General features: G+C 61.9%; 21 protein-coding genes. 5 read left to right on the top strand and 16 right to left on the bottom strand.

Features of this window, described 5'->3' with window-relative positions; translation table 11 throughout:
* Positions 1 to 7 precede the first annotated feature (7 nt).
* Both ACP7E3_RS21900 and ACP7E3_RS21895 read right to left on the bottom strand, forming a co-directional pair.
* A complete protein-coding gene (locus ACP7E3_RS21900; RefSeq protein WP_232566023.1) occupies positions 8 to 1,042 on the bottom strand; it encodes an alpha/beta hydrolase family protein in 1,035 nt (344 codons plus the stop codon).
* 129 nt (positions 1,043 to 1,171) lie between these two features.
* Positions 1,172 to 2,035, bottom strand: a complete 864-nt coding sequence (locus ACP7E3_RS21895) for a LysR family transcriptional regulator (RefSeq protein ID WP_079444741.1) — start codon at positions 2,033 to 2,035, stop codon at positions 1,172 to 1,174.
* Between the two features lie 108 nt (positions 2,036 to 2,143).
* On the opposite strand from ACP7E3_RS21895, the gene ACP7E3_RS21890 reads away from it, so the two are divergent.
* The gene (locus tag ACP7E3_RS21890; RefSeq protein ID WP_017847336.1) at positions 2,144 to 2,536 is read left to right on the top strand and encodes a tautomerase family protein; all 393 of its coding nucleotides are present in this window, start codon (positions 2,144 to 2,146) and stop codon (positions 2,534 to 2,536) included.
* Between the two features lie 181 nt (positions 2,537 to 2,717).
* Here ACP7E3_RS21890 and lpdA read toward each other — a convergent pair whose 3' ends face one another.
* The 11 genes from lpdA to ACP7E3_RS21835 form a co-directional block, all read right to left on the bottom strand.
* A complete protein-coding gene (gene lpdA, locus ACP7E3_RS21885; protein ID WP_046382013.1) occupies positions 2,718 to 4,109 on the bottom strand; it encodes a dihydrolipoyl dehydrogenase in 1,392 nt (463 codons plus the stop codon).
* Positions 4,110 to 4,119: 10 nt separating this feature from the next.
* Positions 4,120 to 5,334: a pyruvate dehydrogenase complex dihydrolipoamide acetyltransferase gene (locus ACP7E3_RS21880; protein WP_426124334.1), complete on the bottom strand. Its 1,215-nt coding sequence runs from the start codon at positions 5,332 to 5,334 to the stop codon at positions 4,120 to 4,122.
* Entirely contained in the window at positions 5,334 to 5,819 is a 486-nt protein-coding gene (locus tag ACP7E3_RS21875) for a VOC family protein (RefSeq protein ID WP_426124332.1), read from the bottom strand. The genes ACP7E3_RS21880 and ACP7E3_RS21875 overlap by 1 nt, the downstream gene beginning before the upstream one ends.
* A complete protein-coding gene (locus ACP7E3_RS21870) occupies positions 5,816 to 8,008 on the bottom strand; it encodes an alpha-ketoacid dehydrogenase subunit alpha/beta (protein WP_426124330.1) in 2,193 nt (730 codons plus the stop codon). Before ACP7E3_RS21870 ends, ACP7E3_RS21875 begins: the two co-directional genes overlap by 4 nt.
* Positions 8,009 to 8,070: 62 nt before the next feature.
* Positions 8,071 to 8,913: an SDR family NAD(P)-dependent oxidoreductase gene (locus ACP7E3_RS21865; RefSeq protein ID WP_079444744.1), complete on the bottom strand. Its 843-nt coding sequence runs from the start codon at positions 8,911 to 8,913 to the stop codon at positions 8,071 to 8,073.
* 126 nt (positions 8,914 to 9,039) lie between these two features.
* Positions 9,040 to 10,287, bottom strand: a complete 1,248-nt coding sequence (locus ACP7E3_RS21860) for an OprD family porin (protein ID WP_426124421.1) — start codon at positions 10,285 to 10,287, stop codon at positions 9,040 to 9,042.
* A 115-nt stretch (positions 10,288 to 10,402) separates the two neighbouring features.
* Positions 10,403 to 11,125: an ABC transporter ATP-binding protein gene (locus ACP7E3_RS21855; RefSeq protein ID WP_046382008.1), complete on the bottom strand. Its 723-nt coding sequence runs from the start codon at positions 11,123 to 11,125 to the stop codon at positions 10,403 to 10,405.
* The gene (locus ACP7E3_RS21850; protein WP_046382007.1) at positions 11,122 to 11,877 is read right to left on the bottom strand and encodes an ABC transporter ATP-binding protein; all 756 of its coding nucleotides are present in this window, start codon (positions 11,875 to 11,877) and stop codon (positions 11,122 to 11,124) included. The genes ACP7E3_RS21855 and ACP7E3_RS21850 overlap by 4 nt, the downstream gene beginning before the upstream one ends.
* Positions 11,874 to 13,151 (bottom strand): branched-chain amino acid ABC transporter permease, encoded by a 1,278-nt coding sequence (locus ACP7E3_RS21845; protein WP_057005098.1) that lies wholly within the window; start codon positions 13,149 to 13,151, stop codon positions 11,874 to 11,876. Before ACP7E3_RS21845 ends, ACP7E3_RS21850 begins: the two co-directional genes overlap by 4 nt.
* A gap of 3 nt (positions 13,152 to 13,154) precedes the next feature.
* Positions 13,155 to 14,096, bottom strand: a complete 942-nt coding sequence (locus ACP7E3_RS21840) for a branched-chain amino acid ABC transporter permease (RefSeq protein ID WP_046382005.1) — start codon at positions 14,094 to 14,096, stop codon at positions 13,155 to 13,157.
* Positions 14,097 to 14,155: 59 nt separating this feature from the next.
* Entirely contained in the window at positions 14,156 to 15,397 is a 1,242-nt protein-coding gene (locus ACP7E3_RS21835; protein WP_052735750.1) for a branched-chain amino acid ABC transporter substrate-binding protein, read from the bottom strand.
* A 285-nt stretch (positions 15,398 to 15,682) separates the two neighbouring features.
* Here ACP7E3_RS21835 and ACP7E3_RS21830 point away from each other — a divergent pair, with 285 nt between their 5' ends.
* From ACP7E3_RS21830 to ACP7E3_RS21815, 4 genes are all read left to right on the top strand, one after another.
* The gene (locus tag ACP7E3_RS21830; protein WP_046382004.1) at positions 15,683 to 16,396 is read left to right on the top strand and encodes a FadR/GntR family transcriptional regulator; all 714 of its coding nucleotides are present in this window, start codon (positions 15,683 to 15,685) and stop codon (positions 16,394 to 16,396) included.
* A gap of 87 nt (positions 16,397 to 16,483) precedes the next feature.
* Positions 16,484 to 16,666, top strand: coding sequence for a hypothetical protein (locus ACP7E3_RS21825; RefSeq protein WP_126587246.1), 183 nt, complete (start codon positions 16,484 to 16,486; stop codon positions 16,664 to 16,666).
* 8 nt (positions 16,667 to 16,674) lie between these two features.
* Positions 16,675 to 17,505, top strand: a complete 831-nt coding sequence (locus tag ACP7E3_RS21820) for a shikimate dehydrogenase family protein (RefSeq protein ID WP_046382003.1) — start codon at positions 16,675 to 16,677, stop codon at positions 17,503 to 17,505.
* Between the two features lie 29 nt (positions 17,506 to 17,534).
* Positions 17,535 to 18,275 (top strand): SDR family NAD(P)-dependent oxidoreductase, encoded by a 741-nt coding sequence (locus ACP7E3_RS21815; RefSeq protein WP_046382002.1) that lies wholly within the window; start codon positions 17,535 to 17,537, stop codon positions 18,273 to 18,275.
* Between the two features lie 96 nt (positions 18,276 to 18,371).
* On the opposite strand, the gene ACP7E3_RS21810 is transcribed toward ACP7E3_RS21815, so the two are convergent.
* The 3 genes from ACP7E3_RS21810 to ACP7E3_RS21800 form a co-directional block, all read right to left on the bottom strand.
* Positions 18,372 to 19,145 carry an AraC family transcriptional regulator gene (locus tag ACP7E3_RS21810; RefSeq protein WP_079444749.1) on the bottom strand — a complete coding sequence of 258 codons (774 nt, stop codon included), beginning with the start codon at positions 19,143 to 19,145 and terminating at the stop codon, positions 18,372 to 18,374.
* An 11-nt stretch (positions 19,146 to 19,156) separates the two neighbouring features.
* On the bottom strand, positions 19,157 to 20,548 hold the full coding sequence (locus ACP7E3_RS21805) for an MFS transporter (protein ID WP_426124324.1): 1,392 nt from the start codon (positions 20,546 to 20,548) through the stop codon (positions 19,157 to 19,159).
* Between the two features lie 141 nt (positions 20,549 to 20,689).
* The gene (locus ACP7E3_RS21800; RefSeq protein WP_017847335.1) at positions 20,690 to 21,577 is read right to left on the bottom strand and encodes a LysR family transcriptional regulator; all 888 of its coding nucleotides are present in this window, start codon (positions 21,575 to 21,577) and stop codon (positions 20,690 to 20,692) included.
* Positions 21,578 to 21,690: the final 113 nt, after the last annotated feature.

Genomic DNA, 21,690 nt, shown 5'->3' with positions numbered 1-21,690 from the left:
AGTGCATTCACTGGCTGGCTCTGGCGTGAACCCACGCGTTTATCGTTTCAAGGGCGCCTGGGGCGTAGGCAAGACGACCTTCCATGAGGAACCTCATCGTGGTGAACCAGGACCACTCGCTGGTGAGTTGCGTGTTGTAAGCCGCCGCCTTGAGCAGCCCATGGGTTGCATCCGGTATGACTTCAATCCGGTTGGCGGGATGGTTGCCGCCGAGCGCCTTTCGGTAGAGGGCTGCGCTGGCTTCGGGATCGACATTCAGATCGTCCGCGCCCCACAGCGCAAGCAGTGGAATGTCGAGTTTTTCCAAGGCACCGGTTGCATCTTCGTGAAGATTGCGCCGCACAAACGCCCATCGCTCTGGGCTCATACCGTCCAGAAGGGCAACCGGCGGCACCTGCGCAGCGGCAAACAAACGCTCATCGGCGGCGGCGATCCGAGCCATCGTTGCGTCGATGTCGGGCTCGGACATCCCCGTGCGTTGCAACCGTGTCCGCGTGTAATAGTCACCTTGCCGTTGCCAGGATACCGCGCCGCCGACAAGCACCAGAAAGTCCGCATCCCCCGACGCCAGGCGGGGCAGTACCCAGCCGGCTTGTGAAAACCCAAGCGCACCGACAGGGATTGCTGGCAACTTACTGCGCAGGGCAGACAACGCGCTGCGCACGTCCACGTAGCGGTCCGTCATCGACTGGCTGAGCCAATTCCCCGGCGAATCCCCAACGCCCGGTTTATCCCACGAAACAACCGCAATGCCGGCATCGAGAAGCGCGTTGATGAGTGGATCGTAACCCTGCTGCGACGTGCGATCCTGGGGGCCATCCCCGTGAACCAGAACCACTGCCGCTGTTGCTGCGTGGTCGGGCAGCCAGAGCGTGCCGGCCAGGCGCAGTCCATTTGCGTCGAATGCAAACGGTTCGCTGGCTCTGCGATCCAGACCATAAGTGTCAAGCCGCGCGAGAACAAGCAACGCGATAGCCACGATGAGACAAACGACGGCAATCAACTTTACGCGGTAACGTTTCATCCAGATTTCTTTATGCATAGTCACTCCTTTTTTTCCTTTCAAGAGTCCCGGCTGACAGGCCCGAATCTCAGTGCCAATCCCTGACGCAGTGCATGCATTTCGCAACGCCCCGTAGCGCCCTAGCGGCGCTGCTGGCTTCTCGGACGATTAACTGAACTGGCTCGCAAGCATTTCCCTGACAGCCCCGACCAAGGGCGATTCGCCAGGACGAGGGGGCAACAGGCTGAACTCAACATCCGGCAATCCCGGTAAATGGTGCGCCGACTGGCAGACCTGCGCGCCCATCGGTACTGCGGACGCATTCAGACAAGCGACGCCCAAACCTGCCAATAACGCTGATTGCAGCCCCGCGACGCCGGACGCCGAATGCGCAACCACATAAGGCACCTCGTGAGCCTCCAAGGTCTCTCTGGCGAGGCGCTGCAGGCTGCACCCCTGCGGCAGTACCAAAAGTGGCAACGGGGTGTTTTCCTCCCGCTCAGCCTCGAACCCCGCGACCGACACCCAACGCAACGCCTCCCGTCGCACCGGCAAGCCCTCAGGCAGGCTGCGCCCGTCGAGAATTCGCATGGAAAGGCCGATATCGAATTCATCCGAATCCGCCCCGCTCTCGATTTGCATGCTCTTGCGTACCGACACATGCAGGCGAAGGTGCGGATAGCGCACTCGCAGTTTCTTCAACAGGTCGGCGATCGAGCTGGGCAGAAAGTAGTCGGTGATGGCCAGCCGCAACTCGCCGACAAAGGTCACGCCACGCACGCTTTCAAGGGCACGCTCACTCAAGGCGAGCATGTCGCGTGTATGGACCAATAAGCGTTCGCCAGCCGGTGTCGGCCTGACGCCTTTTTTACCCCGCTCCAGCAACGTAACCCCGGTGAAGGCCTCGAGCTTGCGCAATTGCTCGCTTAACGCCGACTGCGACCGACACAACTTAGGCGCCGCCTGCGCGAGGCTGCCTGACTCCATCGCAACCGCGAAGGCTCGCAAAAGTTCGAGATCAAAGGGGCGCATGCTCATCCTGCCGTTTTTCCGAAGGATACGATCATATCTTCCGGCTTTTCAGCACTCAAGCCACTCCTTACTCTGAGCCAGACATTTACTTCCGACGAGGACTCCAACATGCCCGGCATCACACTCAAAATCTCTGGCCAACCTGACCTTGCGCGAGTCCAGGGGATCGTTTCCCAGCTCACCGCGCTAACCTGCGACGTGCTGGAGAAACGCCCGGAGCAGACGCTGGTGATGGTGCATTTCGTGCCTCATGAGCAATGGTTCATCAACAGTTGCTCGCTGGCCGAACTGGGTTACAACTCGTTCCGGCTGGAGGTCACCATCACCGATGAGACAAACACCAAAGCGCAGAAGGCGCGCTTTCAGCGTGAGGCGTTCGCGCTATTGGCCGAGGAAATCGGCAACCTGCATCCACACTCCAACATCCACCTCATCGATTGCAGGGCCAGTGCGTATGGGTATGGCGGCGTGAGCCAGGAATACAAACATCACCATCCCTGAGCCCCAAACCCGCGACACCAGGAATGACGCGTGACCGAAGACGGGTCTTCCGATCGGTTGAGGCCGTTGAGCATCACGCGGTCTTTCCTCGCACTTCTAGGCAGCCCCGAACGCTCCCGGCGCCTGCCGAACTGACACGACTCAACCTCGTACAGTTCGGCAATCGCTCGTGGATCAGTGCTCAGCAATGGAGGGCGCGTTCATAGGCGGCCAACACGGCCTCATGCATGGCTTCGGACATCGTCGGGTGCGGCAGGATGCTTTCGATCAGTTCGGCCTCGGTGGTCTCCAGGCCTCGCGCGATGGTGTAGCCCTGGATCATTTCGGTGACCTCCTCGCCGACCATATGCGCGCCGAGCAACTCGCCGCTGTCTGCGTCGAACACCACTTTGACGAAGCCCTCCGTGGCGCCCATGGCAATCGCCTTGCCGTTGGCGGCGAAGGGGAACTTGCCGACCTTGAGGGTCTTGCCGGCACTGCGCGCCTGGGCTTCGGTGTAGCCGACACTGGCGACTTGCGGGTGGCTGTAGGTACAAGCCGGCACGCTGCGGGGGTCCAGTGGGTGGGGGTTCTGACCGGCGATCTTCTCGACACAGATCACAGCTTCGTGGCTGGCCTTGTGCGCCAGCCACGGCGCCCCGGCCAGATCACCTATGGCGTAGACACCCGGCTCGCCCGTGCGGCAGAACTCATCCACTAACACATGGGTGTGCTGCACCTTGACCCCTGTGCCCTCCAGCCCCAGCTCCTCGACATTACCGACAATGCCCGCGGCCACCAGCACCACGTCAGCCTGCAGCGTCTCGTTGCTGTTGCCTTCGAGGCGCAACTGCACGGCGCCCTGCTCCACCTTGCTACCTTGCAGCGCACAGCCGGTGTACAGGCGGATACCGTCGCGAACCAGGGCCTGCGCCACATGGGCGCTGACCTCGTGGTCTTCTACCGGGAGGATCCGCTCCGCCATTTCCACCACGCTGACCTGGGCGCCCAGCGCGTGATAGAAACTGGCGAACTCGATCCCGATCGCACCGCCGCCGATGATCACCAACCGCTTGGGTACGCTGTCCGGCACCAACGCCTGGCGGTAGCTCCAGAAATGCTTGCCATCCGGCTCCATGCCCGGCAGCACTCGGGCCCGGGCCCCGGTGGCGAGAATAATATGCGGCGCATTCAGGCTCAGCTCGCCTTGCTCCCCACTGACTTTCAGGCGCTGCGGTCCATCCAGCCGCGCATGCCCATTGAACACCTGGACGCGGTGCTTTTTCATCAACCCGCTGACCCCACGGTGCAACTGGGCGGCGACATCGCGGGAGCGCTTGACGATGGCCTTCAGGTCCGGCCTGGCCGGCCCGACCTCGATACCAAAACTGCCCGCGCTGCCGATCAGGCGCAACACGTCGGCACTGCGCAACAGGGCCTTCGTCGGAATGCAGCCCCAGTTCAGGCAGACCCCACCCAGTTGCGCCTTTTCCACCAACGCCGTGCGCAGCCCCAACTGGCTGGCGCGAATGGCCGCCACGTAACCGCCGGGGCCGCCACCGACGACGATCAGATCAAATTTCATTTCGCTCATGGGTACTCTCTCAAATCAGCATGCCCAGCGGGTTTTCCATCAGGCCCTTGAACACCGCCAACCATTGCGCAGCGAGTGCGCCATCCACGGCCCGATGATCCACCGACAACGTGCAACGCAGTACCGCACCGACCTTCAGCTCACCGTTTTCAACCACCGGTTTTTGCTGCGTCGCACCCACCGCCAGAATCGCGGCGTGGGGTGGATTGATGATCGCGCTGAACTGCTCGACGCCGAACATCCCCAGGTTGCTGATGGTGAAACTGCCGCCCTGGTATTCCTCGGGGCGCAGACGTCCGTCGCGGGCGCGCCCGGCCAACTCCGCCACCTGCGCGCTGATCTGCGAAAGGGCCTTGCTGTCGGCATTGCGCACCACGGGGGTGATCAGGCCGCTCTCGGTGGACACCGCCACGCAGACATCCGCCTGGTGGTAGCGGCGCAGCGCCGTCTCGGTCCAGGTCACATTCATCGCCGGTACTTGCTGGAGGGCGACAGCCGCCGCCTTGACGATGAAGTCGTTGATCGAAATCTTCCTCGCTGCGGTCCGGTTGACCTGCTCGCGCAGGGCCAGCAGAGGTTCCATCCGGCATTCCACATCAAGATAGAAATGCGGGACCATGGCCTTGCTCTCCACCAGGCGGCGGGCAATGGTCTTGCGCATGCTGCTGTGGGGGATTTCATCAAAGTCGACGGTCGACACGGGCGTCGGTGCGGCCACCGCAGCGGCAACGGCGACCGCCTCGACGTCGCGTTTGACGATGCGCCCGTTCGGCCCGCTGCCCTTGAGGCTCGCCAGGTCAAGCCCCTTGGCCGCTGCCAGGCGGCGGGCCAGAGGGCTGGCGAAGATCCGCCCGCTGTGCGCGTCAATCGCAGGCGCCACCTCGGCCCGAGGCTGGAGCACCGGTGCGTCATCCACCACCGACTCATTGGCCGCCGCCAGCGCACCGGCCTTGGCCAACAGCGCGGCAATATCGACATCGGTTTCGCCTCTGGCAAACAGCACCCCGATCGGCGCGCCCACTTCCACTTCGCGCCCCGGCTCGACCAGGATCTTGCCCAGCACCGCATCTTCCTCGGCGGCCAGTTCGACCAAGGCTTTTTCGGTCTCGATCTCGGCAATGCAATCACCGGCGCTGATGGTGTCGCCTTCCTTGAGGGTCCAGTTCTGGATCGCGGCGTGGGTGGCGTTGGCCGACACTTCCGGCATATGTAAGAGCTTGGCCATCAGGCGCTCCTGTCGCTGAACAGATCGGGACGGTAGGCGGCGATATCGGCGTACTCCACCAGTTCCAGCACGTTGCCCTCCGGGTCGCGGCAGAACAGCGCCTTCACATCGGGGCGCAGTTGGATCGGGGCAGCCTCGGCGCAGAAGCTCGCACCGGCATTTTTCAGGTCGTCCACCAGGCTGGCGATGTCTTCGACGATGAATGTCAGGTAACTCGCATTCTGCCGGTCGAGAATCAGCCCCGGTTCAGGCCGGATCGGCGCCCGCTCAGGCGCCAGCAACTTGATCCGTTCACCGTAAGGCGTCTGCAGACGCACCACGCTGTAGCCGCCCTCGCTCAGGCCCACCAACTGCGCGGCGGCGGCCGGCATTTGCACCTGTGCGACAAAGGTGAAACCCAGCACGTCCTGATAGAAACGGCTGAGGGCCGGGAGATCGACGCAGCAAATCCCCACTTCCATTGGAACCAGCATCTTCACGCTCATTGGTGTGCCCCTTTTTCACGGATGACCTGTTGCAGGCCTTCGATCACTTCCTCGGTGCGGGCACAGGCGGCGCGCTCCAGGACTTTGGAAATACTCGGTGAGCCTTCGCCACCGGTCACGCGCTGGATCGGCTGGTCGAGCCAGTCGAAGCAACGGCGCTGCAGTTCATCGGCCAGCCAACCGCCATAGGACGTCCCTCGGGCGCCCTGCTCGACGATCAGCACATTATTGGTCTTGCGAATACTCGCCTCGACCGTGACCCAGTCGAAGCTGGCGCGGTCGAGGAAACGCAGGTCAATGACTTCGGCATCGATGCCGGTCTGCTCCACCGCTTCCAGGGAGTGTCCGACCATGCTCAGGTACGTGAGGATGGTCAGGTCACGGCCTTCTCGGCGCACGGCGGCGGTCCCGAATGGAATCTGATAGTCCAAGTCGTCCACCGGCACTTCGCCGCTGTGGCTGTACAGGTCGACGTGCTCGATCACCAGTACCGGGTCCTTGCAGGCCAACGCGGTGTTCATCAGGCCGATGTAGTCGAACGGCGTGGACGCGGCAACGATGCGCCAGCCCGGGTTGGTGACGTAGATGCCGGCCGGGTCCATGGAATGCTGCGAGCCGTAGCCGGTGCCCATGGCGATCTTGGTGCGCAGCACCAGCGGCACGTCACTCTGCCCGCCGAACATGTGCCGCGCCTTGCCGATCTGGTTGAACACCTGGTCGGCGGCGACCCACATGAAGTCGGGGTACATGAACTCCACCACCGGTTTGAAACGCCCGTCCAACGCCATGCCGCCACCCAGCCCGCAGAAGGCGTTCTCGCTGATCGGGGTACCGAGGATGCGCTGCGGAAAACGCTCTTTCAGGCCGCGCGTGGCGCCATTGGTACCGCCCTTGAGACGGTGTACGTCCTCACCCATGACCACGATGCTGTCATCGGTTTCCATACGTCGGTTCATCACGTCGGCGATGGCATCGATGAACTTGCGTTGCTGCAGGCCGCCGCGATAGGTCGCCAGTTCACAGGTCCGGGCCGTGGCCAGTTCGCTGAGGTCGCCACGAATCCCGACATCGCGAAAGTCCGGCGAAGGCCACAACTGGGGACGGATCCGTCGCTTGCCCGGTTTGCCCGCCGGGTCGGCTTCAAGCAATTCAGCCGCCGCCTGGGCCATGGCCCGCTTGATGGTTTCACGCAGATCGGCCAGGCCGGCGTCGTCGATCAGGTCGCGCTTTTTCATTTCGCGGGCCAGGCGTTCCAGCGGATCACGGGCGCGCCAGCTCTGCTCTTCTTCCTTGCTGCGGTAACCGAATGCGCTGCCGGGAAACGGACCGTTCTGATGGAAGAACCGGTACACATCGGCCTCGATGACGGTCGGTCCGTTGCCGGCGCGCATGTGCGCCAGGGCTTGCTGCATGGCCAGGTAAACCGCCAGCGGGTCCATGCCGTCGACCTTCCAGCTCGGAATATTGAAACCCAGCCCGCGTGCCGACAGGCGCGGCTCGGCAGTGGCTTCCTCAACCGTGGTGGACACCGCGTACAGGTTGTTCTCGATGAAGAAACACAGCGGCAGTTTCCAGGCCGCCGCCAGGTTCATGGTCTCCAGCACCGAACCGATGTTCACCGCGCCGTCACCGAAATAGGTGACCGCCACGGTGTCGGTCCCGGCATGCCGGTGTGCCCAGGCGGCACCGGCCGCCAGCGGCACACCACCGCCCACAATGGCGTTGGTCCCCAGGGCGCCGGCCTCGGCCCACTGCAGGTGCATCGAACCGCCCCGGCCTTTGCAGAACCCTTGGGCCAGGCCGAGAATTTCCGCCAGGGTACGTTGCAGCAGATCCTGGATGGGTGCAGTGACCGGCGCTTTCGGGTCGATACCCTCGGGCATCAGGTAGACCAGCGCCTTGGCCAGGAACTGGTGATGACCACGGTGCGAGCCGTTGACTTCATCCGCCGCGCCCAGCGCAACGATCGAACCTACCGCGCCCCCTTCCTGACCGATGCTCGAATGCGCCGGACCATGCACCAGGCCTTCTCCGGCCAGTTCCAGCACGGTCTCCTCGAAGGCGCGGATCAGGTGCAACTGGCTGAGCATCGTGCCCAGCAACGCAGGGTCGGCCTGCTTCCAGTCGGCATCGGTGGAACTGAGCTCGACCCACGGCGAGGCCGGCGACAAGGCAACACTTTTCGGCATTTCACTTCTCCACAAAGAACTCGAATCGACGGGCCACGGCGGGCCGCCACAACGAAGGCGAACTAGAAACCGTTGGCGGTCCAGCCGCCGTCCGACACGTAGATCTGCCCGGTGATGAACGTCGCGCTGCTGGACGCCAGGAACAGCGCCAACTCGGCCATCTCGCCCGGCTCACCGAGGCGTTGCAACGGCGTGCGCTTGCGCAGGGCCTCGACGTCCAGGCGTCCGGCCCGTTGCAGTTCTTCCACCAGCGGTGTGCGGGTATAGCCAGGACCGATGGCGTTCATGCGGATGCCATGGCGGGCCCATTCCACTGCCAGGCACTTGGTCATGGAGACCACGGCGGCCTTGGTCGCGCAGTACGCCGTGCGATCGGCGGAGTGGGACACGCCCCACATCGACGAGGTGTTGATGATCACGCCCGCCTGCTGCTCGATCATGTGCCGGGCCGCCGCCTGGGCGCAGAAGAACACGCTGTTGAAGTTGATCTCGACGGCCCGACGCCATTCGGCCGGGCTGATATCGAGCGACGGTTTGTTGATCGATACGCCGGCGTTGTTAAGCAGCACGTCGATACGCCCGAAACAGGCCTTGGCGTGGGCAAAGGCCGCTTCAACCGCGTCTTCGTCAGCAACCGAAGCCTGGAAGCATTCGACTCGACTATTGGGGAAGGCTTCCTGCAACTCGCCCTTGGCGTCGGCCATGGCTTGAGCGTTGATATCGATCAGCAGCAAGTGCGCGCCGTTGCGAGCAAAACCTTTGGCGAGTGCCAAGCCGATACCGCTGCCACCACCGGTGACCACCACCACCTTGTCATGGATGCCGGCATAGGCGCTGTGCTGGAAAACAGCCGTTTCAGGCTGTGGTTGTACGGACGCAGGTGCTGAGCTATCTGAGTAGGACATGAGGTTCTCACTTATTTTTGTAGCTGGTCATACATTTAAAACAACTTGTCTGACCAGCTCAGAAAAACTAACCCGCACTGCGGGGTCTGTCAAAGGAAATTGTTACCGGAATAGTCGGCATATCGATCAGAACAGCGCCAGGCTGTAGCTGACGATAAGTCGGTTATCGTCGACTGACGGACCGAAACTGGAACGCACCATGGCGTTTCTCCAGCGCAGGCCCAGGTTCTTCAGCGCGCCGCTCTGGATCAAATAGGACACGTCAAAATCGCGCTCCCATTCCTTGCCGTCGTTGCTGCCCGCCACCAGTACGTTGTCGCCACTGACGTAACGCACGAAGGTCGTCAGCCCTGGCACCCCCATGGCGGCAAAGTTGTAGTCGTATCGCAGCTGCCAGGCTTTCTCTTGGGCGGAGGCGAAATTGCGCACCTGGATATCACTGGGCAGCACGGTGGTGGTCGGGCTTAGCCAGATGGTCCCGTCTTCGCCGTACATGCGCTGCCAGGCGGCCATCAGCGTGTGCCCGCCATGTGCCGCGCTGAGGGTGCTGTAGAACGAGCGGTTGTCGATTTTGCCGGCCTTGGCCTGGCCTTGTTCCTCGGAGTCGAGCAGGCCGACAGTGGTCCCAAGCGTCCAGGTACCGACCGGTTGCTTGTGGGCGAACTGGACTAAGCGTTGGCGATAGATGTCCTCCAGTTCTGCGCCCCAGAGGCCGAGCATGGTCCGCTCCTGGTTGAAGCGGTACTCGCCACCCAGGTAGTTGTAGCGGTCGGACGTGGCGAACGAGCGGCCATCAATAAACAGGTCTTCGCGGTTACTGGAGTTGCGCTGAGTGAATGAGCGCATCTGCCCGGCATTGAGGGTCAGCCCGGTGATTTCTTTCGAAGTCAGCATCGCCCCCTGAAAGGTTTGCGGCAGCAACCGCGCATCGTTGTACTGGAGGATGGGCAGGCTCGGCAGCAGCTCCCCGACTTTCAGCTCGGTCTTCGACAGTTTCAGTTTGAGCGCAGCCCCCAAGCTGGAAAAATCATCCGCCGAGCCTTTGCCGTCCGCCGGCAACAACAGGCTGCCAGCACGCCCACTGCCGCTGTCGAGTTTGACCCCGAGACGGCCGATCAGATCGACGCCGACACCCACGGTGCCTTGGGTGTAGCCGGACTGTGCGTTAAGCAGAAAGCCCTGCGCCCACTCCTCGCTCTTGGCCTGGGCGGCACCGCTGTCGCGAAAGTCACGGTTGAAGTAGAAGTTGCGCATCAGCACGTTGGCCGTTGCGCCTTCGATAAAGCCCTGCTCCTGGGCCAGGACCAGGCCCGGCAAGACGCTGAGCAACAGCAGGGGTTGTACGGTGATGTAGTTAGGCAGGCTCATTTTTATTGTTTTTCCCGGTGGATTTAAAACGCAGAACCCCCTGGCAAGCACACGTGCTGCCACACAATCGGGGGGGAAATTGGCAGGCGAACCTGCCGGGTTGAACACGCTGGCGGTCGGTCTAGACCGCCAACCATTCCTTCATCAAATTCGCATCGTCGGTCAGCGCCTGCGGCGTGCCCTCGAAGACAATCCGCCCATGCCCCATCACGCAGACTCGCGACGAGACCTTAAGCGCGATGGTCAGCTTCTGTTCCACCAGCAGGATCGAAACCCCACGTCGGTGGATCTCGCGAATAGCCTCGGCGACGACGGCCACAATCTTCGGCGCCAGGCCTTCGGTGGGTTCATCGATCAGCAGCACTCTGGGGCAGCCCAGCAACGACCGGCACAGGGTGAGCATCTGCTGTTCGCCCCCCGAAAGGTTGCCCGCGCCAGTGTTACGGCGCTCGCGCAGCCGCGGGAAAAACTCGAACATCTGCTCGACGGTCCACGCAGTGGCGCCGTCGGTGGGCGCTTGCTGGCCCATGCGCAGGTTTTCCTCGACGCTGAGGTTGGCGAAGACCTCACGTTCCTCCGGGACGAACCCGATGCCGGCACGGCTGATGCGATAGGGGCGCAGCCCGGTCAACTCGCGCCCGGCCAACTGCACGCTGCCGGCACTGGGCGGCACCAGGCCCATGACCGCTTTCATGGTGGTCGAGCGCCCGGCGCCGTTGCGCCCGAGCAGGCTCACCACCTCGTTGTGACCGATGTGCAGATCGACCCCATGCAATACATGGCTCTTGCCGTAATGCACATGCAGGTCGCTGATCGACAGCAGGTTTTGCGAAGTAGGGTTCATGCACATTGCTCCTCACCCAGGTAGGCTTCCTGCACCCGACGATCTGCGCGGATCTGGTCCGGTGTACCGGTGGCGATGACTTCGCCGTAGACCAGCACACTGATGCGGTCGCACAGGGAGAACACCACGTCCATGTCATGTTCGACGATCAGCAGCGAACGCCCCTGGGTCACCTCGCGGATCAGGTTCAGGGCGTAATCGGTTTCTTCATGGGACATGCCCGCCATCGGCTCGTCGAGCAAGATCACCCGAGGGTCACAGGCCAGGGTCATGCCGATCTCCAAGGCGCGCTGTTCGGAGTAAGAGAGTTCGGCCGCGCACACCGTTTGCTTGTCCTGTAGCCGCACCTGTTCGAGCAGTTGCTCAGTCTGCTCGCGCACCTCGGGGTAACGCTGCACGGAGCGCCAGAAGTGGTATTGCATCCGGTGCTTGCGCATCACCGCGATGCGCAGGTTTTCGAACACCGAGAGCCCGGGAAAAATGTTGGTGATCTGGAACGAGCGCGACAACCCCAGGTGATTGATGTGCTGTGGCGAGTAGCCCTGGATCGCTTCCGCGCCCAGGAGGATCTGCCCGCTACTGGGCTGCAACTGCCCGGAGATCAGATGGAACAAGGTCGATTTGCCGGCCCCGTTGGGACCGATCACCGCATGACGTTCACCGGCACGCAATTCAAGCTGCGCACCCCGAATGATGTGAGCCTCGCCAAACGACTTATGCACATCGCGTAACTGCAGGATCGCATCGCTCATGGTTGTTCTCCTTCGACCCGAGGCCTGAGTGCGGCGGCGTTGACCACCGGTTCGTCGTCCAGCAGGCGCAGCCATTGGTGCCGGGCCAGTTTCAGGACCAACAGCCCGGCCACCCCCAAGAGCAACGGCGTGGCCCAGGTCAGCAGCGCGCCCGGCAGCCATTCACGGCCGAACAGACTGATCGCCGGCCAGGCTTGGTCCGTCATCAACAGGGCCTGATAGTCCTGGCTGAATACGCGTTGCAACGTCTCGATCAAAAACACCACCGCCAGGCTCAACACCCCAGCGCCAAGCAGCGCCGAGAACGCCGCCGGGATGATCGCCAGCCAACCGCGCCGACGGATCTGCGCGCTCCAGCACAGCACCAGCCCGGCCAGGCCGCTGGGCATGAACATCATCACCAGTACGAACAACAGGCCCTGATACAGCAACCAGGATTGCGTGAGGTCAGAGGCGGCGTTGCCAAAGAACGTCATCAGGGCAGCGCCGAGCACCGGCCCGAGGAACACGTTGACGCCGCCGATGTAGGTGTTGAGTACCACTTCGGCAGAAAAACGCATGTCGAACAGCACGTAGTTGGCCGACTCCAGGTTCAGTGCTTGCAAGCCACCGGCAATACCGGCAAACATCGCCGACAAGGCAAACACCAGCACTCGCAAGCGGTGAACGTTGTAGCCCAGGAACTGCAGGCGGTGGCCGTTCTCGCGCAAGGCGAACGTCAGGCGCCCCATGGGCGTCAGCGTGAAGGCGTAGAGCAAGGCAATCGACAGCACCACCCAACCCAGCGTCAGGTAATACACTTGGGTCGCGTCACCGAAATCCAGGCCCCAGGCAGGGGCGCGCATGGACGAAATACCCGCCTCGCCGCCAAACAGCGTATTCAGGTGCGGGGCCAGGGAATGCAGCAACTCGGCCAGCGCCAGGGTGATCATGGAGAAGTAGACGCCCGCCCGTTTAGTGGCGAACCAACCGGCGCAGAGGCCGCAGATAAAGCCGCCCATGGCACCGATCAGCGGCAGCAACGGTGTCGGCAGCAGGCCTTGGCCATTGAGCGCACTCATCGCATGCAATGTAGCGAACGACCCCACGCCGAAGTACGCCGCATGACCGAACGAAAGCATGCCGCCCTGCCCGCACAACAGGTTGAAGGCACAGGCAAACAAGGCCGCGATAAGCATCTGGATGGCCGCGTTGACCATCGCCGCCGGCAGGATGGCGGGCAGCACCAGCAGGGCCAGCAACAGCACCGCCAGGAGGATTTTCGTCAGTTTCATGGTTTACCCCTTCTCGCCCATCAACCCGGACGGCCGGATCAGCAAAATCAGCAGCATCAGCGCAAACGGAATGGTTGCCGCCACACTGGATACCTTGAGGGTCATCAACCCGCCCATCTGCTGCGCCCAGTCACCGGCACCCAGCAAACCCAGGAGTGAAGCCAGGCTGAGGTCCACACCCACCGCGAACGAAGAAATCAGCCCGATCAGCAGCGACGCGATCATGGCCCCGGCCATCGAACCCAGGCCGCCAACCACCACCACGACAAACACGATGACCCCCAGCTCCAGGGCCATGTTCGGGTTGGTGGTGTAGAACGCCCCAGCCAGAGCCCCGGCCAGGCCGGCCAGTGCCGCGCCGATGCCGAACACGGCCATGAACACCAGCGGGACGTTGTGCCCCAGGGCCTCGGCCATTTGTGGACGATGAATCGCCGCCCGCACCACGATGCCGACCCGAGTGCGGGTCAACAGCAGGTAGATCAGGCCGAACACCAGCAGCGAGACCACGCCCATCAACAAGCGATAGAACGGATAGTCGGTGCTGAACACCTGGAAGGCGGCAAAGTTGAGGAACTCTGGAACTCGGTATTCGACGGAAAAGTTGCCGTAAAACAACTTGATCAGTTCAGCAATGATGAACGTCAGGCCGAAGGTGAGCAGCAGTTCATGAGCATGGCCATGTTTGTGTACGCGGCGCAGGAAGAAGCGCTCGACGATCACGCCGAGCAGGCCCACGAGCACGGTCGAGAGCACTACCGCAGTCGTGAAGCCGACAACCTTCTGCAGGGTGTAGGCCAGGTAGGCGCCCACCATATAGAAGGAGGCATGGGCGAAATTGAGCACGCCCATCATGCCGAAAATCAGCGTCAGGCCGGCGGAAACCATAAACAGCAGCAGGCCGTAGATCACGCCGTTAAGCAGTGAAACTGTGAGAAATTCCATAGGCGACTCCAGCGTTCGCGATGGGCAGGAAGGCGTGCCGCTCGGCACGCCAGGCGGCGTCACTCGGGTCGTTGCATCCGGCAGGCATCCTGGACAGGCGCTGCGGCTTCATCGGCACTGAACGACTTGATCGGCACAAAGCCCATGTCGGTGCCGTCAACCTTGTAGCGCGCCTCCTTCGACACCACCGACACCACGAACGGCATCAGCAGTTGGTGATCCTCGGCACGCATCCGCACGTCACCCAATGGGTTGCGGTCGCTGGCCTGTTCCAGGGCCAGGGCGAAACTGCGGGTATTGAGACGGCCGTCTTCGGCCGGCAGCTTCTTCAGCACATTGCCGACCATCTGCAAGGCAAATACCGTCTGTGGCTCGATGTAGGCTGGCAGGTGCCCGGTCTTGGCCTGATACTCGCTGGCAAATTTTTCGCCCTGCTCGCCCGCCGCCTCAATGTTGAACGGGTGGGAAACGTAGTGCCCCAGCGCGACATCGCCGGCGTTGGCGAGGTTGCCCGGCTGATCGAGAAAGGCCGTGCCGAAGCGCAGCTTCAGGCCGGCGGCGCGGCTGGCTTTCATCAGCAGCAACAGGTCGTTGCCCCAGTTGCCGGTCAGCACGGTTTCTGCGCCGGAGGCCTGGATGCGAGCGATATAGGGCGAAAAATCCTGCACCTTCTGCGTGTCGTGCAGGCTTTTACCCACCAACTGATAACCGCCAGCCGCGGCGTTTTCAGTGATGGATTTTTCCATGTCCTGGCCCCAGCTGTAGTTCTGGTTCATGGAATAGACTTTGCTGCCCAGGGTGCCCGCCTCTTTCATTGCCGCGACCAGGGTCTTGACCCGGATCGGTGCGTTACCGTTGAAGCGGAAGTGATAGAAGTGGCATTTGCTGCCGGTCAGTTCAAGCGCTTCACCGCCGACGTTGAGGAACACCACCTCCTTGCCCTTATTGCGCAGGTTGTACTTGCGCACGTCTTCGGTGATCTGCCCGGCAGCCACTGACGAAGCCCCTTGGACAATCATTTGCGCGCCGCTGCCAATGGCGGCCTTGAGTTTCTCGGAGGCGCCCGCGGGGGTCCCCTGGCTGTCGAACTCGAGGAGCTGGATCGGTTCGCCGTTCCAACCGCCCTCGGCATTCAGCCGTTCGATCTGAAAACGCGTGGCGGCGCGGAACATTTGCCCGGTGGCGGCCGACGGCCCCGACAGGGTCTCGACCAACGCCACTTTCAAAGGATCAGCGCAGGCGATACCGGCGAACAGGGTCGTGCCGAGGGTGAGCAGACGCAGCGTGGTCTTGGTGTGCATGGAAACCTCGAATTTTTATTGTTATTTGCAATCTGGTAGTACATCAGCAAGTACATGTCTGACCAGTTGGCGAAAATTACGTCAAGCCTGCCGCGAAGTCAAAGCACTCCTACCACGTTTTATGCATTTATTTTTTATAAATGCACCTGCGGGCCTTTAAAACAGACAACTCCACCCTGGATTATTTTTTCAAACACTTGTAAGACCACAGCTCAATCCGTCACTATCAACAGCTCATCACATCAATGCCCGCACCCGTGCTGCCCCCTGGCAGAGGACCGAACCATGAAAAGCGACAACGCGCACCCCAACCAGCCCCTGCCCATGGAAATCGTTCACTGGCTCAGTGGCGAGATCCAATCCGGGCGGCTGGCCACTGGCGATCAACTGCCCAGCGAACGGCAACTGTGCGAACAGTTTTCGGTCAGCCGGGCGGTGGTGCGCGAAGCCTTGTCGCAGCTCAAGTTCGAAGAGCTGATCACCACTCAGCAAGGCAAGGGTGCCTTCGTCGCCAAGCGCGGCGAGCGCCATGCGTTTCGCTTGAAAGCAGTCTCGCTGGGTGAAGGGGACGCATTGCTGCATATCCTCGAATTCCTGATCACCATTGAAGTGGGCGCCACGCGCCTGGCAGCCTTGCGCCACACCCCCGAAGACCTGAAGAAGATTCGCCAGGCACTGGTTGGTATGGAATACGCCATGGTCAATGATCAACTGGGGGACGAAGAAGACTATGCCTTCCACCAGGCGATTGTCGCGGCCACGCACAACCCGCATTTCAAATCGCTCAACGAGTACCTCGACCACAGCGTCCGGCGCCTGATTCGCGAAGCTCGCAGCAACACCGCCGAAATCTACAACGAGCTGATCCAGGACGTGCAGGACGAGCACCAGGCCATCTTCCAGGCCATCCAGGCCCGTGATCCGGTGCTGGCCGGCGAAGCCGCCGAGCGCCATCTGCGCAATGCCGCCAAGCGGATGAACATGTACCTGCAGGCCTGATTCCCGGCAGCACCCTTGACACCGAAAAGCGAAGCCTTCTACCATCCTGTCAGACAACAATAAAATATGTCAGACAGGTTACTGCTCATGAGTTCTATCAGCGCACTGTTACAAGCATTGGCTTCATTGATCCGCACCTCCGACACCCCTCCTGCCCTCGGCACGACCGCCCACCCTGCGGTATTCCAGCTTCCACTCGATCCCTTTTTCGGCCCGGCTCTTTATGAGAAGCGCCTCGGCACGACCGCCCGTACCCACTCCTACCGTTGAGGTTTCCCATGCACATCAGTGGCCAGACGCAACTGATCGGCATCGTTGCCGATCCGATCGCCCATGTAAAAACTCCGCAAGTGATCAACCACAGTGCTGCCAACCAGGGCCTCGACCTGGTCTGCGTGCCGCTGCACGTGCAAGGGTCGAACCTGCACAAGGTGCTGCTCGGCGTATCCGGCATCGCCAATCTGCACGGCCTGGTAGTGACCATCCCGTACAAGGAAAGCATCGTTGAATACTGCGACGAACTGACCGAGACCGCACGCCAGGTCGGCTCGGTCAACGCGGTGCGGATCGACCCCGAGAGCGGCCGCTTGATCGGTGGCAACTTCGACGGCGAAGGCATGCTCGCCGGGCTGCATCAGCAAGGTCATAGGCTGGAAGGCAAACGCGTGCTGCTGGTGGGCGCCGGTGGAGCCGGCAAGTCGATCGCCGCAGCGATTGCCCGGCAGGAACCGGCACGGCTAGCGATCTACAATCGCTCCCCTGCCCGCGCCGAAGCCCTGTTGGAACGCCTGAAAACGCAGTTCCCCAAGGTCGAGCTAAGCACCAGCGACGGCAATGCGCAGGACTTCGACGTGATCATCAACGCCACCTCCCTGGGCCTCAAGGACGACGATGCCCTGCCGCTGGACCCCAGCACCCTGCGGGCTGATGCCCTGGTCTGCGAAGCCGTGATGCGCGCCGGCGACACCCCCCTGTTGGCCGCGGCTCGACTGCGCGGCTGCCGCGTTCACCATGGACAACACATGATCTATGGCCAGATCGTGCAGATCTGTCGTTTTCTCGGCGTTGACCTGCAACACGAACATCTGGCGCGCATTCTCGGCCCATGAACCCAGGTACTCTTTCGGAGACAACGACCATGTACGATTTCAACAATCGCGTCCTGCTGCTGACGGGTGCCAACGGTGGCATCGGCCGCGAAGTGGCAAGGCTGTTCTATCAGTACGGCGCCTCGATGGTGCTCGCCGACCTGGACGGCGACGGCCTGGCGGATTTCGCCCGGGAACTGGACGCCAGCGGCGAGCGCGTCGCCACCCTGCGGATGAATGCGGCCGACCCTGCCGATTCGGCCAAGGCTGTGCAACTGGCCGTCGAACGCTTCGGCGGCATCGACTTCCTGGTGCCATCGGCCGGTTTGTACCAGTCGCAGCCGATTCGCCAAATGACCGATGAGCAATGGCGCCAAACGCTGGGCATCAACCTCGACGGCGTGTTCTACCTGTGCCAGCGGGCAATCCCGGTACTGCGTGCCAACAGCGCAATCGTCAACCTAACCTCGGTGGCCGCACATCGGGGGGCGTTCTCTAACGCGCACTATGGCGCCTCCAAGGGCGGCCTACTGAGCCTGACCCGCGCCCTGGCGCGGGAGTTGGGGCCGCAGACCCGGGTGAACGCGGTGTCCCCCGGGATCATCGAAACCCCGATGACCCAGCACCTGATCGCGAGCCGCGGCAGCGATTCGGTGGAGCAGACCCCGCTCAAACGCCTGGGTCAACCGAGCGAAATCGCCTCGGTGATCGCCTTTCTATGCAGCAACGGCTCAAGTTTCATGACCGGCGAAGTACTGCACGTGAACGGCGGGCTGTACATCGCCGGATGAGCCTTGCGCGCCTCGTTTTTTTGCCCGTTGAGCGGTCAAGCGAGAAATGAGCGCGCGCCCTTCAGGGGCGCGGGCTCATGGGGCCAGCGGCCGCACTTACGCGCTGGCAACCTGCAAAGAGCTACGCACCTTGCCTGGGCTGCTGCCGGTGATGCGCCGAAACCAATGACCAAAGGAATCCCCCGACGCAAATCCCAGGTGCTGCGCCAGGGTCTCGTTGGAGTGTTCGCCTGCCAGGCCTCGGTATGCCTCCACGAGGAGCAGGCGGTTGTGCCAGTCCGTGTAGCGCAATCCGGTATCCTTGCGAAACAGCCGCGCCAGCGTCCGCTCCGTAGCGCCTACCTCGTGCCCCCATTCGGTCAGGCTCTTGCGCATCCCAGGCCTGGCGATCAGTTGCTCGGCCACACGCTTGAGCCGTGCGTCGCTCGGCAAAGGCAGGACCATGTTGCTGGGCACCCGCTCTTCGATCTCCTCGAACAACAACTGCAACATGCAGGCGCGCCGTTGTTCGCAAAGCGGTCGAGTGCTCTGCTCGGCCAACCGCTCGCACAGGGCGATGATCAGCGGGGATGCATCGATCAGCTTGACGCTCGGGGAGATGTGTTTGCACAGGTCAGGGTCAAGGTACAAGACCGTGAGGTCTACCGGGTTATACGCCTCGCCCGAGTGCAAGGTCTGTGGCGGAATCCAGACGGCCATTCCCGGTTTGAGCAACCAGCGTTGCTCGATGGCGTTGCCATGAAGCACACCGTTTTTGACTAACACAAACTGCCCGAAGGGGTGTTGATGAGCATGACGCTCCGCCTCGGGCAGCTTGGTTAACTGCCGTTCAACAACCAGTGCGGTGTGATCCAGGTCGACGAAACTCATTGCGACTCTGCTTACCCTTTCTGCGGTCCACCGCGCGCAGGCAGCTTGAAGGCAAAGAGTAAACCGAGTGCCATCAAAAGACCAAGCAACAGGAACGTGTCCGGGTAGGACTGGTCTGGCGGCAGGTACAACGCAACAGCCACCAGTGCATTGACGCCAAACGCCGCGCCAAGGTTGCGCAGAAACTGCACCGTGGAGGTATAGGCTCCCAACTGATCAGGCGGGGCGCTGTTCTGTGCGAGTACCAGGGTTGTTGTGGCTGTAAAGCCCATACCCAGCCCGACCAGAATCTGACCGATGCCCATCAGCAGCCACTGCGAGCAGTGCAACCCCGCAGCCACCCCCAGACAACCGAACATCAGCATGGCCATCCCAACGATAGCCATGGACTTGAACCCGACATTCGCCAGACGCTTGCCACAGACGGTGGCACCGCCTACCCAGCCCAACGCGGCCAGCATGATCAGCCCGCCGGTCGACAATGCGCTGCCCGGCGAATGGCTCAGGGCAATTGGCAACACGCTGACCGTGGCGTACAAGCCGATACTGGAGATCACCACCAACGCCATGACCGCTCCCAGTGCAGGCCGTTCAAAGAAACCAAACGGCACTGGGCTACCGGCAGGTACCTGACGCACGCGAGCTATCAGCGCGACCAGACTGATGAGCACCACAAACGCCAGCGTCGCTATCGGGTACGGGATCATATCCAGACGCTGACTGCTCAACATGAACAGCCCCGCACAAGCAGCAATGGCCAAAAGGCCCTGCGCTATCGGGTCTACCGTCCTGGTCGATTGACCTCGACCGATAGCTGGTGTGAAACACAACACCGCCAATGCCAAACAGCCCAGCGGCAGATTGAGCCAGAATACCCAGCGCCAACTCAGGGTGTTGCCCAGCACCGTACCGGCAACCGGGCCCAACACAGCCGCCAGCCCCCAGACACTGCTGAGCATGCCCTGCATGCTGGCACGCTTGGGCCCGTCGAAGAGCGACGCCAGCATCGAGTAGGAAAGAACGATGATGCCACCCGCCCCGACGCCTTGCAGCGCTCTGCCGGCAATCAGCATGACCATGCTCTGGCTAGCGGCAACCAGCGCCGACGCGGCGATGAAGATCAGCAGGCTGACCTTCATCATCGACGAAACCCCGAACCGATCCGCCAGTGCGCCGGCCAGCGGGGCAATGAGTGCCAGGGGTAGCAGGAAGCCTGAGACCACCCAGGGATAGAGCGTCGCGTCCTGCATTTGCGCATTGATCTGCGCCAGTACCGTGCTGACAGCAGTACTGTCCATCGCCGCGAGAAACAACACGACGAGCACCGCCAGAACGCTCAGCGAGCGTTGGCGCTGCACATGATCATTCTCATCTCGCAAAGAGGCGCGAGTAACACTCTTCATAACCGATCCCTTCACGGCATTTACCTGGGATCAGGTTACGTAACCGCCTGGATGAGCGAAATGTTCCGTCAAGACAACTCATCGACTGAAACGGACGAGAACCATCAGCGGTGCCTCTTCGCGATCCGCACTGCGACGTTGTCAGCTCGCCCTTTGATGCGTGCCGACGCAGAGGACTTCGAGCAATACCTGCTCCAGAATGTCGAAGAAACATCTGATGTGCGCCTGTTTCAACGCCTGAGGCCGGGTTACCAGATAGACCTCCATCTCTGGAAGTTCCAGCTCCGGGAACAACTCCGTCAGGCCCTTCGCCAGAATACGCGGCAGTACAGCCACGCCCATGCCTTGCCGCACCGACTCCAGTTGGACGGCGAACGAGTTCACGCTGATTTGCGCACGGTCCAGGCCCGCAGCCTTTGCGGCACGCATTTGAGGCAACATATCCAGCGGAGGAAGCAAGGCGATGTTGACCGCCGTAGCCAGGGTCACTCCGGGAGATCGCTTCAGGTACCCGGCCTCAGCGAAGACGCCATAGGCGAGCTTGCCGATGGGTCGATAAATCAACGATGGCTCGCCCAGGTGCGCTGTGCGTATGGCGATATCCGCCACCCCGCGGACGATCTTGTGAAAGTCGGTGGCGACCAGTAACTCCACGGAACAGCGCGGATGCAGGGCCGTAAACCGGCTCGCGGCGTCCAGCACACAAGAAGAAAACCCCTCGCCGGCACTGACCAGCACGCTGCCACATAGCGCTGCGTGTTCCCCGGACAACTCCGCCGCCGTCTGACGCCTCAAGCCCGCCTCTGCTGCCACCGCGACGTCCACCAGGGCTTGGCCCCGCGAGGTCAACCAGCAGCCTTCAACGCCGCGCTCAACGAGCGGCTCACCCAGGGCCGCTTCCAGCTGGGTCAGGCGACGGGACACGGTAGACGCCGCGATCCCCAGCAACTGGCCAGCTTGAAGAAAACTGCCACGCCGCGAGACCGCCAACAGCAGACGAAGATCGTCCCAATTTGCCTGCAACGCCATACCTCCCATCCTCCAGGGTTTGCATATATGCAAAGCCATTATGCAGTAGTCGCTGTTTTTCAGGCGCAGCCTCAACGGTATATCTACCGGCCTTCGAAACGACTGGAATGAAA

This window comes from Pseudomonas sp. PSPC2-3, assembly GCF_049898265.1.
In the GTDB taxonomy this organism is placed as follows: Bacteria; Pseudomonadota; Gammaproteobacteria; order Pseudomonadales; family Pseudomonadaceae; genus Aquipseudomonas; species Aquipseudomonas veronii.
This window is presented reverse-complemented; position numbering and strand designations above follow the sequence as displayed.